The sequence below is a fragment of the Methylobacterium mesophilicum SR1.6/6 genome (assembly GCF_000364445.2).
In the GTDB taxonomy this organism is placed as follows: domain Bacteria; phylum Pseudomonadota; class Alphaproteobacteria; order Rhizobiales; family Beijerinckiaceae; genus Methylobacterium; species Methylobacterium mesophilicum_A.
In genome coordinates this window covers 2,070,414-2,086,578 of record NZ_CP043538.1, presented here as the reverse complement: position 1 = coordinate 2,086,578, position 16,165 = coordinate 2,070,414, and the positions used below count along the sequence as shown (strand labels likewise).

Here is a 16,165-nt window from a genome sequence, read left to right as displayed (position 1 = left end):
CACCTCCGCTTGAAACCAGCCCCGGATCCGGCGACACCCATCCTGGAAAAGATCCAAGTTAGACCGGGGCGGAAGCGATGGGCGTCTACGAGCCCGGCACCGAGGCGGAAGCCGGAGAGATCGTGCGGGCGGCCGCCGGGCGCGGCGAGGGCCTGCGCCTCGCCGGTGGCGGCACAGCCGCGGGGCTCGGCCGGCCCGCGCAGGACAGCGCGACGCTCTCGGCCAAGGCGCTCACCGGCGTCACGCTCTACGAGCCCGCCGAGATGGTGGTGGCGGCGCGCGCCGGCACGCCGCTCGCGGAGATCGAGGCGCTGCTGGCCTCCCGGGGCCAGATGCTGCCCTTCGAGCCGATGGACCTGCGCGGCCTCTACGGCAGCACCGGCGAACCGACGCTGGGGGCCGTGGCGGCGATCAACAATGCCGGTCCCCGACGGATCAACGCCGGCGCGGCCCGGGACAGCCTGATCGGCGTGCGCTTCGTCAATGGCCGCGGCGAGGCGATCAAGTCGGGCGGACGCGTGATGAAGAACGTCACCGGCCTCGACCTCGTGAAGCTGATGGCCGGCGCCCACGGCACCCTGGGCTTCCTCACGGAGGTCACGTTCAAGGTCCTGCCGGCCAGCGAGCGGGTCGCCACCCTGGTCTTCCCCGGCCTGGATGACTCCCGGGCCGTCACGGCCCTGGCGGAAGCCCTCGGCTCGCCCTTCGAACTCACCGGCGCGGCCCATCTCCCGGACGGGATCGGCGCGGCCGGGGCGCGGACCCTGATGCGCCTCGAGGGGTTCTCGGAGTCCATCGACTACCGCACGGGCGAGTTGCGCCGTCTGCTGAAGCGTTACGGCCAGCCCGAGATTCTCGACGGCGAGGCCGGCGCCGCCCTCTGGCGCGGGGTGCGCGACGCCGCGCCCCTGGCCGAGCCCCGGGACGCCGCGCTCTGGCGGATCTCCACCGCCCCGACCCGCGGGCCGGCCCTGGCGGCGGCGGTCGCGGCGGAGCGCGCCGCGCGCTGGTTCTTCGACTGGGGCGGCGGCCTGATCTGGCTGGCCACCGGCTCGGAGGGCGATGCGGGCGCCGAAACGGTGCGGAAGGCGGTCCGGGCCCAGGGCGGCCACGCCACGCTGGTCCGCGCGCCCGATGCTGTTCGCGCCGCCGTGCCGGTCTTCGAACCGCTGGCCGAGCCGCTGATGCGGCTCACCGCCGGCATCAAGGCGGCGCACGACCCGAAGGGCGTGCTCAACCCGGGCCGGATGTACGCCGGACTGTAGTTTCCCCTCCCCCTGTGGGGAGGGGCCAGGGGCGGGGGTGGTGCAGGAGGCAACGCATCGCTCGATCCTGAGCCACCCCCACCTCCGCCTCCTCCCCGCAAGGGGGAGGAGAGAAGGCAGGAAGAGACCGTGCAGACCAACTTCGCTCCCGCCCAGCTCGCCGACCCCGCGATGGCGGCCTCGGAAAAGATCCTGCGGACCTGCGTGCATTGCGGCTTCTGCACGGCGACCTGCCCGACCTACCTGCTGCTGGGCGACGAGCTCGACTCCCCGCGCGGCCGGATCTACCTGATCAAGGACATGCTGGAGGGCGGCAAGCCGGCCTCGCCGGAGGTGGTCAAGCACGTCGACCGCTGTCTCTCCTGCCTGTCCTGCATGACCACCTGCCCGTCCGGGGTGCACTACATGCACCTCGTCGACCACGCCCGAACCCACATCGAGAAGACCTACGCGCGACCCGCCGGCGACCGGTTCCTGCGCGCGCTGCTCGCCCAGGTCCTGCCCTACCCGAACCGCTTCCGCCTCGCGCTGGGCGCCGCCAAGCTCGGGGCGCCGTTCCGGGGGCTGGTCGCCCGGCTGCCCCGGGTCGGCAACCGCCTCGCCGCCATGCTCGACCTCGCCCCCGCCGGGATGCCGCCCAGCGAGCCGACGAACCGGCCGGGCCGCTTCCCGCCGGGGACCGGACAGGCGACCAAGCGCGTCGCCCTGCTGCGGGGCTGCGCCCAGAGCGTCCTGCGGCCGGACTTCAACGGCGCGGCGATCCGGCTGCTCAACCGGCACGGGGTCGAGGTGGTGCACGCCAACGAGGGCTGCTGCGGGGCGCTGACCCACCACATGGGCAAGGAGCACTCGGCTCACGCCCACGCCAAGCAGGCGATCGACGCCTGGGACGCGGAGATCGCCAAGGGTCTCGACGCGATCCTGGTGACGGCGTCGGGCTGCGGCACGACCATCAAGGATTACGGCTTCATGTTCCGCGACGATCCCGCCTACGCCGAGAAGGCCCGGCGGGTCTCGGGCCTCGCCAAGGACGTCACCGAGTACCTCGCGCTGCTCGATCTGGCGCCGGTGGCGGAGAACGACCTCGTGGTGGCCTACCACTCGGCCTGCTCGATGCAGCACGGCCAGGGGATCCGCACCGAGCCGAAGACGCTGCTTAAGCGGGCCGGCTTCACCGTGAAGGACGTGCCCGAGGGCCATATCTGCTGCGGCTCGGCGGGGACCTACAACATCCTGCAGCCGGAGCTGGCGGCGAAGCTGCGCGCCCGGAAGGTCGCCAACATCGAGCGCGTGCGCCCCGACGTGATCGCCACCGGCAACATCGGCTGCGCCACGCAGATCGGGAAGGGCACCGGCATCCCCATCGTCCACACGGTGGAGCTGCTCGACTGGGCGACCGGCGGCCCGAAGCCGGCGGCGCTGGCCGGCTTGGCGCCGCGCCTCGAAGCGGCGGAGTAGAGGGCGGTTCGGCTCTGGCATCGGGGGATCCGCTGCGGACGCACCTAGGCGCTTGGCACCCTGAACGCGTGATCCCACCCACCTCCTCATCCTGAGGCGCCCGCGCCAGTGGGCCTCGAAGGAGTCCTCCAGAAGCCTCTGCGATCCCTGGAGGCCTCCTTCGAGACCCGCGCTGCGCTCCGGCACCTCAGGACGACGAGGTGGGTTGGACGATCGATCCGGGCCGGTTCAGCACAATCGGCGTGCGCCTCGCCGTCCGCCGCAGGATGGACTCCGGGCCGCCCGGGACACCCGCGCCGGTCATAGACAGATCACCGGGCAAGGCGTCGGGTGACACCTCCGTGACATCTATTCCCACTTGACCCTTGCCAAATCCGCGCAGCGGTCTGTAATGATGACGACCCCTTTCCGGTCCCGTCGGCCGCCGCAACGGCCCGCGGACGCGGCCGAATTCCTCGCGAAAACGGGCGCGGTGTCGCGGCGGGCCCTGTCGGTCCGCCTGGCGGCGACGGGTGTCTTCCCCGATCGGGCAGGTGTCGCACGTCGCGGCGGAGATCCTCCGTCGCACCCCAGGAATTCACGGCCGGTCCCATCCGGCCGAGAGTGTTTCGCGAGGTCGGGACAACGATGGACGGACGCACGGCCCAGCAGAGCGCTGCGCGTGCCCCGGAGGCGCAATCGGTGCGTCGTCCCGGTCCGTCCCTCTACCCGGCCTGTTTCAACCCCAGGCGCCAAAGGCGCCGAACGGCGGTTGACGGCAATTTCCCCTCGAATCCATCCGCCTCGGCGACGAGGCCGGCACCGCGCCCGACAGGTTTGACGTCGGGCGAGGCGCCGCCGGGACCACGGGCACGGAGAACGACGTCGGCCGCCATGCCGAGAGTCCGACATGGCCAACAAAATGCTGATCGACGCGATGCACCCGGAAGAGACCCGGGTCGTCACGGTCCACGGGTCTAGGGTCGAGGAGTTCGACTTCGAAGCCGCCAACCGGCGCCAGCTGCGCGGCAACATCTACCTCGCCAAGGTCACCCGCGTGGAGCCGTCGCTCCAGGCGGCCTTCGTCGAGTACGGCGGCAACCGCCACGGCTTCCTGGCCTTCAACGAGATCCACCCCGACTATTACCAGATCCCGCTCGCCGACCGGCAGGCGCTCCTCGAGGAGGAGGCCCGGGACGCCGAGGAGCACCGCGAGCGCGAGGAGCGCCGCCGCCGCTCGCCCCGCCGCTCCCGCGGCCGCCGCGCCGAAGCCCGCGCCCGCAGCACGGACGAGACGGTGAGCGCCGAGGACACGTTCGAGGATACGACCGACGCGCTGCAGGTCGACGTGCAGGCGGCGGATCAGGCCCCCGAGGAAGCCGCGGTCGCCCCCACCGGCATGCCCGACACCCTCGCCGAGAATCCCGAGGCGGTGCAGGAGGCCCTCGCCTCCGAGACCGCGGCCGCCGACATCGCCGAGCCGCAGGCCGAGTCGGCCCCGGCCGGCGAAGCGGTCCACGAAGCGGCCCCCGAGGCCGGCAACCCCGCGCCGACCGAGGCGCAGCCCGCCCACGCCGCCACCGACCAGGACAGCCCGGCCGAGCCCGAGGCCCGCATCGCCGTGGCGGAGGCCCTGACCGTGGCGGAGGAGCCCGCCGAGGCCGTTGCGGAGGATACCGCGGACGCGTCCGGACTGACCGCGGCGCCCGTGGGCGAGGCCGACGACCTGTCCGACGAGGAGGACGAGGAATCCGACGAGGAGGATGAGGACGAGGACGAGTCTGAGGACGACGAGGACGAATCCGACGAGGACTCGGACGAGGAATCCGACGATCCCGACGCCGAGCCCAAGATCGCCCAGGTCGGCGGCAACGGCGACGCGCTGGCCGAGATCCCCGAGCGCCCCCGCCACTACCGCCGCCAGTACAAGATCCAGGAGGTGATCAAGCGCCGCCAGATCATCCTGGTGCAGGTGGTCAAGGAGGAGCGCGGCACGAAGGGCGCGGCGCTCACCACCTACCTGTCGCTCGCCGGCCGCTACTCGGTGCTGATGCCCAACACCGGCCGGGGCGGCGGCATCTCCCGCAAGATCACCTCGGCGGCCGACCGCAAGCGCCTCAAGGAGGTCGTGCAGGATCTGGAGGTGCCGGAGGGGATGGGCGTCATCCTGCGCACCGCCGGCGCCTCGCGCTCCAAGCCCGAGATCGCCCGGGACTTCGAGTACCTGATGCGCCTGTGGGAGTCGGTCCGCGAGTTGACGCTGACCTCGATGGCCCCAGCGCTGGTCTACGAGGAGGGCTCGCTGATCAAGCGGGCCATCCGAGACCTCTACAACAAGGATCTGGACGAGGTTCTGGTCGCGGGCGAGGACGCCTACCGCGAGGCCAAGGACTTCATGCGGATGCTGATGCCCGGCCAGTCCAAGGTCGTGAAGCCCTACCGCGACCCGACGCCGATCTTCGCCCGCTTCGGCGTCGAGCAGCAGCTCGACGCGATGTTCTCCACGCACGTCTCGCTGAAGTCCGGCGGCTACCTCGTGATCAACCCGACCGAGGCTTTGGTCTCGATCGACGTGAATTCGGGCCGCGCGACCCGCGAGCACGACATCGAGGACACCGCCCTCAAGACGAACCTGGAGGCCGCCGAGGAGGTCTCCCGCCAGCTCAGGCTGCGCGACCTCGCGGGCCTGATCGTCATCGATTTCATCGACATGGAGGAGAAGCGCAACAACCGCGCCGTCGAGAAGAAGCTTAACGAGTGCCTGAAGAACGACCGCGCCCGCATCCAGGTGGGCCGGATCTCGCCCTTCGGCCTCCTGGAGATGAGCCGCCAGCGCATCCGCACGGGCGTCCTTGAGTCCTCCTCGATCCCCTGCGCGCATTGCGGCGGGTCCGGCTTCGTGCGCGCCACCGCGTCGGTGGCGCTCCACATCCTGCGCTCGATCGAGGAGGCGCTGCTCAAGTCGGCCTCCCACAACCTCGTCCTGCGGACCCGCACCGAGGTGGCCCTCTACATCCTCAACCAGAAGCGCGGACACCTGCGCGAGCTGGAGGTGCGCTTCGGCGTGACGATCACGATCGCGGCCGACGAGCGGCTCGCCGCCACCGCCGCCTTCCAGCTCGACCGCGGCGAGCCGGCCCAGCGGGCCGAGGGCCCGGTGACGGGCGTACGCGCCCAGGCGATCTCGCCCACCACCGAGTTCGACGACGAGGACGAGGAGGTCGATGAGGCCGAGGCCGAGGCGGACGTCGAGGGCGAGGCCGAAGAGGGCGGTGCCGAGGCCCGCGAGGACGGATCCCGCGACGAGGGCGACGGCCGTCGTCGGCGCCGTCGCCGCCGCCGCCGCGGCGGCCGGCAAGAGGGCCGTTCCGAGGACGAGCGCCAGGGCGGCGAGCGTCCGGAGGAGGACGACCGCGAGGACGGCCGGGACGAGGATTGGGAGGGCGAGGACGCGGCCGAGGCCGGGGAGCCGTCCGAGCCTGCGCCGGTCGCCGCGGCCGAAGCCCGGGAGCCCGACGCGGCGGTGGCCGGGCCGGACGAGTCCGCCCGCGCCGAGGACGAGGGCGGGCGACGCCGTCGCCGCGGACGCCGGGGCGGACGCGGGCGCGGCGAGGGCCGCACCCGGGATGCGGCCGAGGCGGAGGATGCCCCCGAGGCGACGGGCGATACGGTCGCCCTGTCGGCGGAGGAACCGGTGAGCGCGCAGGCCGTGGCGGAAGCCGTTGAGGCTGTACCGTCGGAAGGCCGGGGCGAGACCGCGGTCGATCGACCCGTCGCTGCCGCGCCGGAGACATCCGCGACCGGGGGTGCCGACGCGGCACCGGACCGCGCGGCCGCTCGCGGGGCTGAGCCCGAGCCTGCCCAGGAAGCGGCCGGTGAGGCGGCCCGTGAACTTGACCTTGAGCCGGCGCCGGAGCCCGTGGCGGTTGTGCTGACGCCGCCCGCCGATCCGGACCGGCCGAAGCGCGCCGGATGGTGGTCCCGGACGAAGGCCGCGCTCACGGGCGAGTGAATACGGGCGTCCGGAAAAATTCGCTCCGGGAGCACCATCAAACCTCGGTCCGTTCGGCGATAAGCTGCAGCACAGCCGCTTATCGCCGGCGATGTCGCGGGATCATCTTTCACCATTGATTGAAGATTCCGTGCGACTTTCGCTCTGATTGAAAGGGCGGAGGTTACAGCATGTTCAGCTTGCGCCGGCGGCGTCAGAACCAGGGCGCGGCCGATCCCATCGGGCTGGCGCGCGTCCCGGCCGAGGCGATTGTCGCGCCGGCCGTCACGGCGCCGGTCTCGGCGGCCCCGAAGCCCCCGGCCGCCCCGGCGGCGAGCCGCGCTTGGCTGCCGCTTCTGGCGCGGCTCTCCGCGTCGGCCTCGGATGCCGGCGTCTCGATCGGCTGGATGACCCACGACGCCTCCGGCACCGCCGAGCAGGCCCGCCTGATCGCCGCCGCCAGCGAGGAGCTCGCCGCCACCACCGGTGAGATCGCCGCGCGCTCCTCCTCGGCGGCGGAGACCGCCGAGACGGCGCGCGCCGGCATCGCCACCTGCGTCGGCGATCTCCAGCGCGCCTCGGACGGCATGCGCGGGATCGAGGAGGGCACCGAGGAGATCGGCAGCCGCCTCGACAGCTTCTCGGCCGCGGCCCTGCGCATCGAGGAGATGGCCGGGACCATCGCGGCGATCTCGGCGCAGACCAACCTGCTGGCGCTCAACGCCACCATCGAGGCGGCGCGGGCCGGCGAGGCGGGTCGCGGCTTCGCCGTGGTGGCCGCCGAGGTGAAGACCCTGTCGGCCCAGACCGCCAAGGCGACCGACGAGATCCGCGCCCGGGTGAACGGCCTGCGCGAGGAGATGGCCGCGATGCAGGCGGCCGTGACGCGCAGCCGCAGCGCCGTCGAGACCGGCGCCGCCGCCATGGTGCGGGCCAATGCCCGGGTCGAGGCCGAGAGCGGCGCCGTGGCGACGGTCGCGGCGCAGATGCGCGATGCCTCCGAGATCATGACCCAGCAGATCCAGGCGACGGGCGACATCGCGCGCAACGTCGGCCAGATCGCGCAGGGCACCGACAAGGCCCGCCGGGAGATCGGCGATGCCCTCGCACAGCTCGAGCAGATCGAGGATCTGAGCCGGACCCTGCTCGACCAGCAGGAGCGCGAGGGCGCGGACCTGCTGGTCGCCCGCATCCCGGCCGATTGCGCGGCCTGGCGCCGGGCAATGGCGGCAACCCTGGTCGGGATGCGCTCGGCGGATGCGCCGCCGCCCGGAATCCCCGCCGATCCGGCGCGGCCAGCGGCCGTGGAGGCGCCCCTGGCACAGGCGCGCGAGCAGGCGGCGGCGCTTGCCCGTCACGTCCGCAGCCAGGCCTGGGACGACGCCACCAAGGCGTTCATGGCCTTCGAGGCCGCGGTGGCTGAGGCCCGGGCGGCGGCCGGCTGACTGGCCGGCCCGGCGATCGCGGGCCAGCACGACCGTCTGCCGCCTCATACGATGTCGGGTTGAACGCTCCGGTTGACGCCGCCCTCACCGTCATCACGAGCGAAGCGACGTGACCCAGGGGAGCGCGACCTGCAGGTGGCGCCGACTGGGTCGCTGCGTTCCGCTCGCGTGGACGGCGACGCGGACGGCATCGACCGGACACGCATCCCGGGCGTCGCAGGAAGCCCGGATCCGCGAGAGCATGCTGAACGCGGGCGGTCCGGAACGGCGCCCCGCCCTGCCCGCAGAGCCGCTCCGGAGTTCAGGCCCCATTGTGCCGGCTCGGGACGGCGGGTTCACCCTCCCGATGCGCGGGCCGATCCCGGTACCCCGCCCGGGATGATCCGGCCAGCCTGATCGGCCGCTAGCGCGGCGGCTTGGACCCGGAAGGCGCCGGCTCGTCGTCCGTCCGGCGCTCCCGCTCCTTGCGCAGTTCCCGCTCGGCGAGGAGCCAGAACTCGATCTCGAACCCCTCCGGGCGGTGATTGCGCTCCCACAACTCGTAGGCGCGTTCACGGATCTGCTCGAAGGTGATGCCGCCCGGAGCCGGCACCGGAGCGTGTGTGTCGTCGGGCACGGGCGGATAGCCCGGCTCAGGAGGCAGGCGTGGATCGGACTTCACGGGGGCTACCCGCCGGATCAGGAGGCCGGCTTGTCGAGATAGGCGGCCACACTGGTGATCCGGCTGCCCACCATCGTCACGGCCTTGCGCAGGCGTTCCTCGCTCACGCCGAAGCGCTGCGCCCACGCCTCGCGCGTGGTGCGGTCATAGATATCGATGTGCGTCTTGCCTCGGGATTCGGTGGACATGCTGTGCCCGCTCTGATGATCGATGAGCCGCGGCCGCGCCGGGCTGTCTGTCGAGACAACAGGACGTCCTCGATTTCGGTTGCCGCGCCCGATGCGCGGCCGGCAACGCGGGTGGACGGGTCAGTGCGGCCGTGTCGCGGGCCGTGGGGCCGGATCCAGAAGCGGCTCCGGCTGGGCGGTCTCCTGCCGGACCCGCGCGGCCACGAAGGCCGTCAGCAGCGGCACGAGCAGCGCCGTGACCACTACGCTCGCCGCCACCAGCACGGTCGCGGGGCCGGCGGCCTCCGCGTAGGCCGGGTTCGCGGCCGCGATGATCGCCGGCACGGCGGCGGCGTTGCCGGCCGTTGACGCGGCGGCCACGCCGGCGACGCCGTTGCCGCCCGTGAGCCGGTCGGCCACGAACAGGGCCGCTCCGGTCACCGCCACCACCGCCACGCCGAGCCCGATGCCCAGGAGGCCCGCCTGCCAGATCTTAGCGAGGTCGAGCCCGAAGCCGAGCGCGAAGGCGAAGAACGGGATCATCACCGGCGCCGCCCCCGACAGGAAGGCGCGCATGTCGCGGTCGAGGTTGCCCAGCACCATCCCGATGAGCAGCGGCAGGATGCTGCCCACGAGGGTCGGCCACGGGAAGGCGGAGAGGCCGGCGAGGCCCAGGGTCACCATGGTCAGGAACGGGCCGGATTCCAGGCTCATGATGGCGTAGGCGCCCGCATCCTTCGGACGGCCGAACTGACCCATGAGGGCGAGGTAGAGCCCGCCGTTGGTGTCGTTCATGGCGGCGACGATCGCGAGCGTCGAGATCCCCGCGAAGGCGCCGCCGACCACCGGTGCCTCGCCGAGGACGTGCCCGAACACCACGCCCATGATCGCCGCCATGCCGACCTTGGCGGCCAGCAGGACGCCGCCCTTGCGGGCGATCGCCGGAGTGGCACGGAAGTCGATGCCCGCCCCCATGCAGACGAAGAAGACCGCCAGGATCGGGAGGGCGCCGTTGAACAGGGCGCCGGTGAAGGACCCGAAGAACGTCGCGGTGTTCGGGAACAGCGTGTGGAGGATCGCGCCCAGGAACAGCGGGACCACCATCAGGCCGCCGGGGATACGCTCCAGGGAGCGCTTGATCGGAATCTGCATGGGCCGTCCTCCGGTGTCGCCCGCATCCCAGGTCTGACACCCGCCGTCCCCCCCGGCGCGCCTGCTACAACCTTTCGCCGAGCACGCGCAACACGCACACAACACTTGGCAGGTGCCGGGATTTCATTGACAAGCCGGCGGGTTCATCGCTTGTAAGCGCGATAACAAGCTGACAATACGCGCCGCTGTGCAAGCCGTCCGGCAGGGCCGGCCCGAACGCGCGGATCGGAGATCGGGGATCCGCCTCCCGATGATCGTCCTGCCTTAGCCCCGTCATGACCCGCCTGCGCCTCATCGCCGACGATCTCACCGGTACCCTGGACACCGCGGCCGGGTTCACCGGCCTGTGCGGGCCGATCCCGGTGGCGTGGCCGGAACTCCTGTCGGCGGAGGCTCCCGGATGCCTGGCGATCGATTCCGGCACCCGAGAGCTGTCGGCGGACGTCGCCGCCCGGGTCGTCGGTGATCTGGCCCCTCGGCTCCACGGCGCCGACGTCGCATTCAAGAAGGTCGACAGCCTGCTGCGCGGCCCCTGGGCGGCGGAACTCGCCGCGGTGATGCGCCTGGGTCCCTGGAGCCGCTGCGTCGTGGCGCCCGCCTTCCCCTATCAGGGCCGCCGCACGGTGGACGGCCGACAGCTAGCCCGGCGCGACGGCGTTTGGGACGCGGTCTCCGGCGACATCGCCGAGGCCCTGCGCGCAGCGGGTCTGCCGGCGCGCAGCGCCGCCGCGGCCGACGGCCCCGTGGCCGGCGTGGCCATCTACGATGCGGCGAGCGACGACGATCTCGCCCGGATCGCGGAACTCGGCGACGACGGTCCGGTCCTGTGGTGCGGGAGCGGCGGCCTCGCGGCGGCCCTGGCGCGGGGCGCGGCGCCGCCGAGCGACCACCGCCTCGCCGGTCCCGTGCTCGGCCTCTTCGGCTCCGACCGGCCCGAGACCGCGGCGCAGCTCGCGGCCTGCGGCCCGCACCACCGGATCCTCGCGCCCGACGATCCCGACCATGCCGGATCGCTCGCGGCGTCCCTCGACCGGAACGGGGTCGTGCTGGCGAGTCTCGCGCTGCCCCGGGGCACGGCCCGCGAGGCCGCGGCGGCGCGGATCGCCGAGACCTACGCGGGCGCGGTCGGCCGGATCGCGAGGCCGGGCACGCTGCTGGTGGCCGGCGGGGAGACGCTGAAGGCCCTCTGCCTCGCCCTCGGGGTCGAGCGCCTCGACGTCACCGGCCAGATCATCCCGGGCCTGCCGCGCTCGACCCTGCGGGGCGGCCGCTGGGACGGGCTCGCGGTGGTGTCGAAATCCGGCGCCTTCGGAACGGAGGGCGTCTGGCGCGATCTACTTCACAGCAACGGATTCCCGCCCGACAGGAGCGACGCGTGACCTCACATCTGGCCATCACCATGGGCGATCCGGCCGGCATCGGCCCGGAGATCATCGTCAAGGCCGCCGCCCGGCTCAAGGATCGGATCGATGCGGGCGACCTGAAGCTCATGGTCATCGGCAGCGCCCCGGCCCTGCGCCGGGCGGAGGAGGCTCTGGGGCTCCTCCCCGGGCGCATCCCCGAGGTGTCGGAGGATGGCGACTGGCCGTCTCTGTGTTGCCTCCAAGCCGACGCGGAGGGCGCGCCGATCGAGCCGGGCCGGCTCTCGGCCGATGGCGGGCGCTTCGCCTACAAGGCGATCGAGGCCGGGGTCCGCCTCGCCATGGCTGGCCGGATCGGCGGCATCGTCACGGCGCCGCTCAACAAGGAGGCGCTCAACCAGGCCGGCTACCACTACGCCGGCCACACCGAGATGCTGGCGGAGCTGACCGGCGTGCGCGGCTCGGTGATGATGCTGGCTCACGGCAACATGCGGGTCTCCCACGTCACCACCCACGTCGCCCTGGAGGACGTGCCCAAGCGCCTGACGCCGGAGCGCCTGCGCCTCGTGATCGACCTCACCGACAAGGCGCTGAAGGGCCTGGGCCTCGCCCGGCCCAAGATCGCCGTGGCGGCGCTCAACCCGCATGCCGGCGAGGGCGGCCTGTTCGGGCGCCAGGACATCGACGTGAGTACCCCAGTGATCGCGCAGGCCAATGCCGACGGTCTCGACATCCACGGGCCGGTGCCGGGCGACACGGTGTTCGTGAAGCTGCGCGCCGGCCAGTACGACGCGGTAGTGGCCATGTACCACGACCAGGGGCATATCCCGGTCAAGCTCCTGGGCTTCGAGATCGACCCGGCCACGGGGAAATGGATGGACCTGTCGGGGGTGAACATCACCCTGGGCCTGCCGATCATCCGGACCTCGGTCGATCACGGCACCGCCTTCGACATCGCCGGCAAGGGGCTCGCCAACGAGCGCAGCCTGATCGAGGCGATCGAGTTCGCGGAGCGGCTGGCGGCCAACCGCGCGGCGTGAGGATCTGGGGATACGGGGGCGGGCCGTCGGATAGGAACGACCGCGCGTCTCCGAGCCGCGCCCTCATCCTGAGGTGCCGGAGCGCAGCGAAGACCTCGAAGGAGCCCTCCAGCCGGCTGCCCAATCCCTGGAGCCCTCCTTCGAGGCCTGCTGATGCGGGCACCTCAGAATGAGGGCGCGGATGCGAACGGCGGTCTGCTGGGAGTCTGCACGCGATTGGGACTCTTCCGGCACGTCCATGCAGCGCGATGCTCGCTCGGCGAGACGTGTTTCACGTGAAACAAAACCGGAACACAAGCGTCAACGCGCGTCGGCCTCCTCCCCGACCCCCTCACAGACGAAGGGCGAGGGCGGCGCCTCGACGCCGCGCCAGCGCGCGTAGGCCCAGGGCCGGTACCAGGCCGCGTCGTCGGGCAGGCGCTCCGGCACGAGGTCGATGCCGTGGGTGCCGAACGGCCCGCACCGGCAGATTCGCGCGAAGCCCATCCAGCCGCCGGGCCACAGCCCGTGCCGGGCGATGGCCATGTCGGTGTATTCGGAGCAGCTCGGCCAGTGGCGGCAGTGGCGGCCGATCAGGCCCGACAGGGTGAGCTGATAGGCCCGGATCGCCCAATGCGCCGCGCGCCGGACCATGCCCTCACGCGGCCTGCCGCTTGGCGGCGATCTGGTCGAGGGCGTCCACCACCGCGTCGAAGGTCAGGAGCGTCGAGGCGTGGCGCGCCTTGAACTCCCGCACCGGCTCCAGCACTGCAAGGTCTGCCCAGGCGCCCTCGGGCGCCGGGCCGTTCTCCTTGAGCATCGCCCGCATGGTCTCGCGGACGCCGCGGAGCTCCTCTGCACTGGCGCCGACCACGTGCCGGCCCATCAGCGACGAGGAGGCCTGACCCAGGGCGCAGGCCCGGACCTCGTGGGCGAAGTCGGCGACCCGGCCGTCCGCGCCGAGCACGAGGTCGACCGTCACGGTCGAGCCGCACAGGCGGGAATGCGCGGTCGCGCTCGCGTCCGGGTTCTCCAGGCGGCCGAGCCGCGGGATGTCGGCGGCGAGTTCGAGGATGCGGCGGTTGTAGATGTCGTCGAGCATCGGATCCTCGGCCGGGGGGCGCAGAGCCCTCAAGTTCTTCGGGACTCTGCCACGCCGGACGCGCATCGTGTGCGCATTGCGCGTTGCCCCGCGAACGATGATATAGGCCCCCTGCGGCCACTTCGCGAGGAGGCGGGCCGTTGACCAGGGTCGCGCCCACGGCCACGGTGGATTCTACGGCTTTTCGTCCATCCCGGGGCGCCGGCTTGAAACCTTTTCGAGCCCGGGACCTTCCCTCGAACGCCCGACGCGATCCGACGATGTACGCCAAGCCCGACAGCACCCCGATGAAGTCCCGCATCGCGCGGGCCGGAGATGCCATGGATGCCGCGCTCAAATCCCTGTCGTATCAGGGCGACGGCCAGGGTTTCGACCGGAACGGGATCGACGGGCAAGGTCTGAACGGCATGCGCAATGACAATCGGCCGGCGGATGACGGCCGCGCCGTCGATATCGCCCCGGAGCCGGCCTCCGCCACCCGGGTCCCGGACGGGATCGAGACCGGCCGCCCGAGCCGCGCCGAGGCCGAGGCTGCGGTTCGCACGCTCCTGCGCTGGGCCGGCGACGATCCGGCGCGCGAGGGCCTACTCGACACCCCGGCCCGCGTCGCCAAAGCCTACGAGCAATTGTTCGGCGGCTACGCGGTCGACGCCGAGAAGCTGCTGGAGCGCGTCTTCGAGGAGGTCGAGGGCTATTCGGACATCGTTCTGGTGCGCGACATCCCGTTCCATTCCCACTGCGAGCACCACATGGTGCCGTTCATGGGGCTCGCGCACATCGCCTATTACCCGACCCGGGGCGTGGTCGGCCTGTCGAAGCTCGCCCGGGTGGTCGACACCTTCGCCCGTCGCCTGCAGACGCAGGAGACCATGACGGCCCAGATCGCCGACGTGATCGAGAGCATCCTCAAGCCCCGCGGCGTCGCCGTGATGGTGGAGGCCGAGCATCTCTGCATGGCGATGCGGGGCGTGCAGAAGGCCGGCGTCTCGACCATCACCAGCCAGTTCCGCGGCGTGTTCAAGGACAATGCCAACGAACAGGTCCGCTTCCTGACCCTGGTGCGCGGCGGCGCCAAGTAGTCTACAGCACGCCCAGATTCGGGGATTGCCGCTTCACGCCATGACCGCGCGCGACACCGCTTTCGACGCCCCCGGCACCCGGGCCGCGGTCGAGGAAGGCGCGGCCTTGACGCCCCGCTTCGACCGGGACGGCCTCGTCGCCTGCATCGCGGTGGACGCGGTGGACGGCCGGGTGCTGATGCTCGCGCACATGAACGCCGAATCGCTGGCGCGCACGATCGAGACCGGCGAGGCGTGGTACTGGTCGCGCTCGCGGGGCGAGCTCTGGCACAAGGGCGCCACCAGCGGCCAGATCCAGCGCGTCGTCGAGATGCGGGTCGATTGCGACCAGGACGCCCTGCTGATCCGCGTGGAAGTCGGCGGCGATGGCGGCTGCTGCCACACCGGGCGGCGGGACTGCTTCTACCGCCGCGTCGTCCGCGGGCATGACGGGCGTGCCCGGCTGGAGCCCGTCGGGGCATGAACCCGTCCCTTGCCACCCGGTGGCAAGAGTGTCCGGCCGTCGTCCATTTCCAGCCCGGCACCGTCGAGCCGGTCCGGCCTCCGCCCAGGGCCGGTCCGCGGATCGGGCTGGCACTGGGCGGCGGCTCGGCCCGGGGCTGGGCGCATATCGGGGTGATCCGCGCCCTGGAGGAGGCCGGCATCCACCCGACCGTGGTGGCGGGCTGCTCGATCGGCGCGGTGGTGGGCGCCTGCTACGCGGCCGGGCGGCTCGACCGGCTCGAAGCCTTCGCCCGGGCGCTGACCCGGCGCCGGGTGGTCGGGCTCATCGACCCGCGGCTGCCGGGGTCCGGACTGATCGCCGGCAACCGCCTGCGCCAGCGGCTTGCCGCCGATCTCGGCGAGCGCCGCATCGAGACCCTGCCGATCCGCTTCGGCTGCGTCGCCACCGAGTACGGCACCGGCCACGAGGTCAGCCTGACCGAGGGGCCGGCGGTGGATGCGGTGCGCGCCTCCTACGCGATCCCCGGCCTGTTCCCTCCGGTGGCCCATGACGGCCGGGTGCTGATGGACGGGACGCTGGTCAACCCGGTGCCGGTGGCGCTCGCCCGGGCGCTCGGCGCCGATCTGGTGATCTGCGTGAACCTCAACGGCGACACCGGCGGTCCGGTGGTGCGCGAGGCGCCGCATCCGCCGCCGCGCCGCAGCGTCCTGCAGCTGATCCGCGGGCGCCTCTCGGGCGCTGAGCGGCCGGAGCCCGAGATCCCCGTGCCGGGCATCGCCCGGGTGGTGCTCGACGCCTTCAACACCACGCAGGACCGGATCTCCCGGTCGCGGCTGGAGCGCGACCCGCCGGACGTGGCCATCGGCCCGGATCTGGCGGCCTTCGGGCTGTTCGACTTCCACCGGGCCGCGGAGGGGATCGCCCTGGGGTACCGGGCGGCGCGGGCCGCCGTACCGCGGATCCGGGCGGTGGTGGAGGGAGCAGCGGCGCGGGCATGAGGCCGTCATCCCCCTGTCGCGCCCGCCTGCCAAGGCCACCTTA

14 protein-coding genes are annotated in these 16,165 nt (G+C 72.4%); 9 read left to right on the top strand and 5 right to left on the bottom strand.

The features are described 5' to 3' along the window. Positions 1-77 precede the first annotated feature (77 nt). The 4 genes from MMSR116_RS09810 to MMSR116_RS09795 all read left to right on the top strand — a co-directional run bounded on the left by MMSR116_RS09810 (position 78) and on the right by MMSR116_RS09795 (position 8,138). Positions 78-1,265: an FAD-binding protein gene (locus MMSR116_RS09810; RefSeq protein WP_010684959.1), complete on the top strand. Its 1,188-nt coding sequence runs from the start codon at positions 78-80 to the stop codon at positions 1,263-1,265. Positions 1,266-1,394: 129 nt separating this feature from the next. Further along, on the top strand, positions 1,395-2,723 hold the full coding sequence (gene glcF, locus MMSR116_RS09805) for a glycolate oxidase subunit GlcF (RefSeq protein ID WP_010684958.1): 1,329 nt from the start codon (positions 1,395-1,397) through the stop codon (positions 2,721-2,723). A gap of 889 nt (positions 2,724-3,612) precedes the next feature. Beyond that, complete coding sequence (locus MMSR116_RS09800) at positions 3,613-6,714, top strand: Rne/Rng family ribonuclease (RefSeq protein ID WP_010684957.1); 3,102 nt, start codon at positions 3,613-3,615, stop codon at positions 6,712-6,714. A gap of 170 nt (positions 6,715-6,884) precedes the next feature. Further along, positions 6,885-8,138 carry a methyl-accepting chemotaxis protein gene (locus MMSR116_RS09795; protein ID WP_010684956.1) on the top strand — a complete coding sequence of 418 codons (1,254 nt, stop codon included), beginning with the start codon at positions 6,885-6,887 and terminating at the stop codon, positions 8,136-8,138. A 403-nt stretch (positions 8,139-8,541) separates the two neighbouring features. Here MMSR116_RS09795 and MMSR116_RS09790 read toward each other — a convergent pair whose 3' ends face one another. The 3 genes from MMSR116_RS09790 to MMSR116_RS09780 all read right to left on the bottom strand — a co-directional run bounded on the left by MMSR116_RS09790 (position 8,542) and on the right by MMSR116_RS09780 (position 10,118). Further along, the gene (locus MMSR116_RS09790) at positions 8,542-8,799 is read right to left on the bottom strand and encodes a DUF2934 domain-containing protein (RefSeq protein ID WP_010684955.1); all 258 of its coding nucleotides are present in this window, start codon (positions 8,797-8,799) and stop codon (positions 8,542-8,544) included. Between the two features lie 17 nt (positions 8,800-8,816). Next, positions 8,817-8,987, bottom strand: a complete 171-nt coding sequence (locus tag MMSR116_RS09785) for a DUF3606 domain-containing protein (RefSeq protein WP_010684954.1) — start codon at positions 8,985-8,987, stop codon at positions 8,817-8,819. 120 nt (positions 8,988-9,107) lie between these two features. Continuing rightward, positions 9,108-10,118: a 2-keto-3-deoxygluconate permease gene (locus tag MMSR116_RS09780; protein WP_010684953.1), complete on the bottom strand. Its 1,011-nt coding sequence runs from the start codon at positions 10,116-10,118 to the stop codon at positions 9,108-9,110. Positions 10,119-10,393: 275 nt separating this feature from the next. On the opposite strand from MMSR116_RS09780, the gene MMSR116_RS09775 reads away from it, so the two are divergent. Both MMSR116_RS09775 and pdxA read left to right on the top strand, forming a co-directional pair. Next, positions 10,394-11,497, top strand: coding sequence for a four-carbon acid sugar kinase family protein (locus MMSR116_RS09775; RefSeq protein ID WP_010684952.1), 1,104 nt, complete (start codon positions 10,394-10,396; stop codon positions 11,495-11,497). After that, positions 11,494-12,519, top strand: coding sequence for a 4-hydroxythreonine-4-phosphate dehydrogenase PdxA (pdxA, locus tag MMSR116_RS09770; RefSeq protein ID WP_010684951.1), 1,026 nt, complete (start codon positions 11,494-11,496; stop codon positions 12,517-12,519). Before MMSR116_RS09775 ends, pdxA begins: the two co-directional genes overlap by 4 nt. A 300-nt stretch (positions 12,520-12,819) precedes the next feature. Here pdxA and yidD read toward each other — a convergent pair whose 3' ends face one another. Beyond that, entirely contained in the window at positions 12,820-13,152 is a 333-nt protein-coding gene (gene yidD / locus MMSR116_RS09765; RefSeq protein WP_010684950.1) for a membrane protein insertion efficiency factor YidD, read from the bottom strand. A gap of 4 nt (positions 13,153-13,156) precedes the next feature. Next, positions 13,157-13,600 (bottom strand): iron-sulfur cluster assembly scaffold protein, encoded by a 444-nt coding sequence (locus MMSR116_RS09760; RefSeq protein WP_010684949.1) that lies wholly within the window; start codon positions 13,598-13,600, stop codon positions 13,157-13,159. Between the two features lie 260 nt (positions 13,601-13,860). Between MMSR116_RS09760 and folE the strand changes: the two genes are divergently transcribed. Genes folE through MMSR116_RS09745 form a run of 3 tightly spaced genes read left to right on the top strand, consistent with a single transcriptional unit; the run spans position 13,861 to position 16,122 of the window. After that, positions 13,861-14,679, top strand: a complete 819-nt coding sequence (gene folE / locus MMSR116_RS09755) for a GTP cyclohydrolase I FolE (protein ID WP_039893719.1) — start codon at positions 13,861-13,863, stop codon at positions 14,677-14,679. Positions 14,680-14,719: 40 nt separating this feature from the next. Continuing rightward, the gene (hisI, locus tag MMSR116_RS09750; RefSeq protein WP_010684947.1) at positions 14,720-15,142 is read left to right on the top strand and encodes a phosphoribosyl-AMP cyclohydrolase; all 423 of its coding nucleotides are present in this window, start codon (positions 14,720-14,722) and stop codon (positions 15,140-15,142) included. Continuing rightward, positions 15,139-16,122 carry a patatin-like phospholipase family protein gene (locus MMSR116_RS09745; protein WP_010684946.1) on the top strand — a complete coding sequence of 328 codons (984 nt, stop codon included), beginning with the start codon at positions 15,139-15,141 and terminating at the stop codon, positions 16,120-16,122. Before hisI ends, MMSR116_RS09745 begins: the two co-directional genes overlap by 4 nt. Positions 16,123-16,165 lie beyond the last annotated feature (43 nt).

Bases quoted from the DNA above. Each gene is read 5' to 3' on its own strand.
- MMSR116_RS09745 (WP_010684946.1), top strand. From the start codon at position 15,139: ATGAACCCGTCCCTTGCCACCCGGTGGCAAGAGTGTCCGGCCGTCGTC.
- MMSR116_RS09775 (WP_010684952.1), top strand. From the start codon at position 10,394: ATGACCCGCCTGCGCCTCATCGCCGACGATCTCACCGGTACCCTGGAC.
- yidD (WP_010684950.1), bottom strand. From the start codon at position 13,152: ATGGTCCGGCGCGCGGCGCATTGGGCGATCCGGGCCTATCAGCTCACC.
- MMSR116_RS09810 (WP_010684959.1), top strand. From the start codon at position 78: ATGGGCGTCTACGAGCCCGGCACCGAGGCGGAAGCCGGAGAGATCGTG.
- MMSR116_RS09780 (WP_010684953.1), bottom strand. From the start codon at position 10,118: ATGCAGATTCCGATCAAGCGCTCCCTGGAGCGTATCCCCGGCGGCCTG.
- MMSR116_RS09800 (WP_010684957.1), top strand. From the start codon at position 3,613: ATGGCCAACAAAATGCTGATCGACGCGATGCACCCGGAAGAGACCCGG.
- MMSR116_RS09785 (WP_010684954.1), bottom strand. From the start codon at position 8,987: ATGTCCACCGAATCCCGAGGCAAGACGCACATCGATATCTATGACCGC.
- MMSR116_RS09795 (WP_010684956.1), top strand. From the start codon at position 6,885: ATGTTCAGCTTGCGCCGGCGGCGTCAGAACCAGGGCGCGGCCGATCCC.
- MMSR116_RS09760 (WP_010684949.1), bottom strand. From the start codon at position 13,600: ATGCTCGACGACATCTACAACCGCCGCATCCTCGAACTCGCCGCCGAC.
- hisI (WP_010684947.1), top strand. From the start codon at position 14,720: ATGACCGCGCGCGACACCGCTTTCGACGCCCCCGGCACCCGGGCCGCG.
- folE (WP_039893719.1), top strand. From the start codon at position 13,861: ATGTACGCCAAGCCCGACAGCACCCCGATGAAGTCCCGCATCGCGCGG.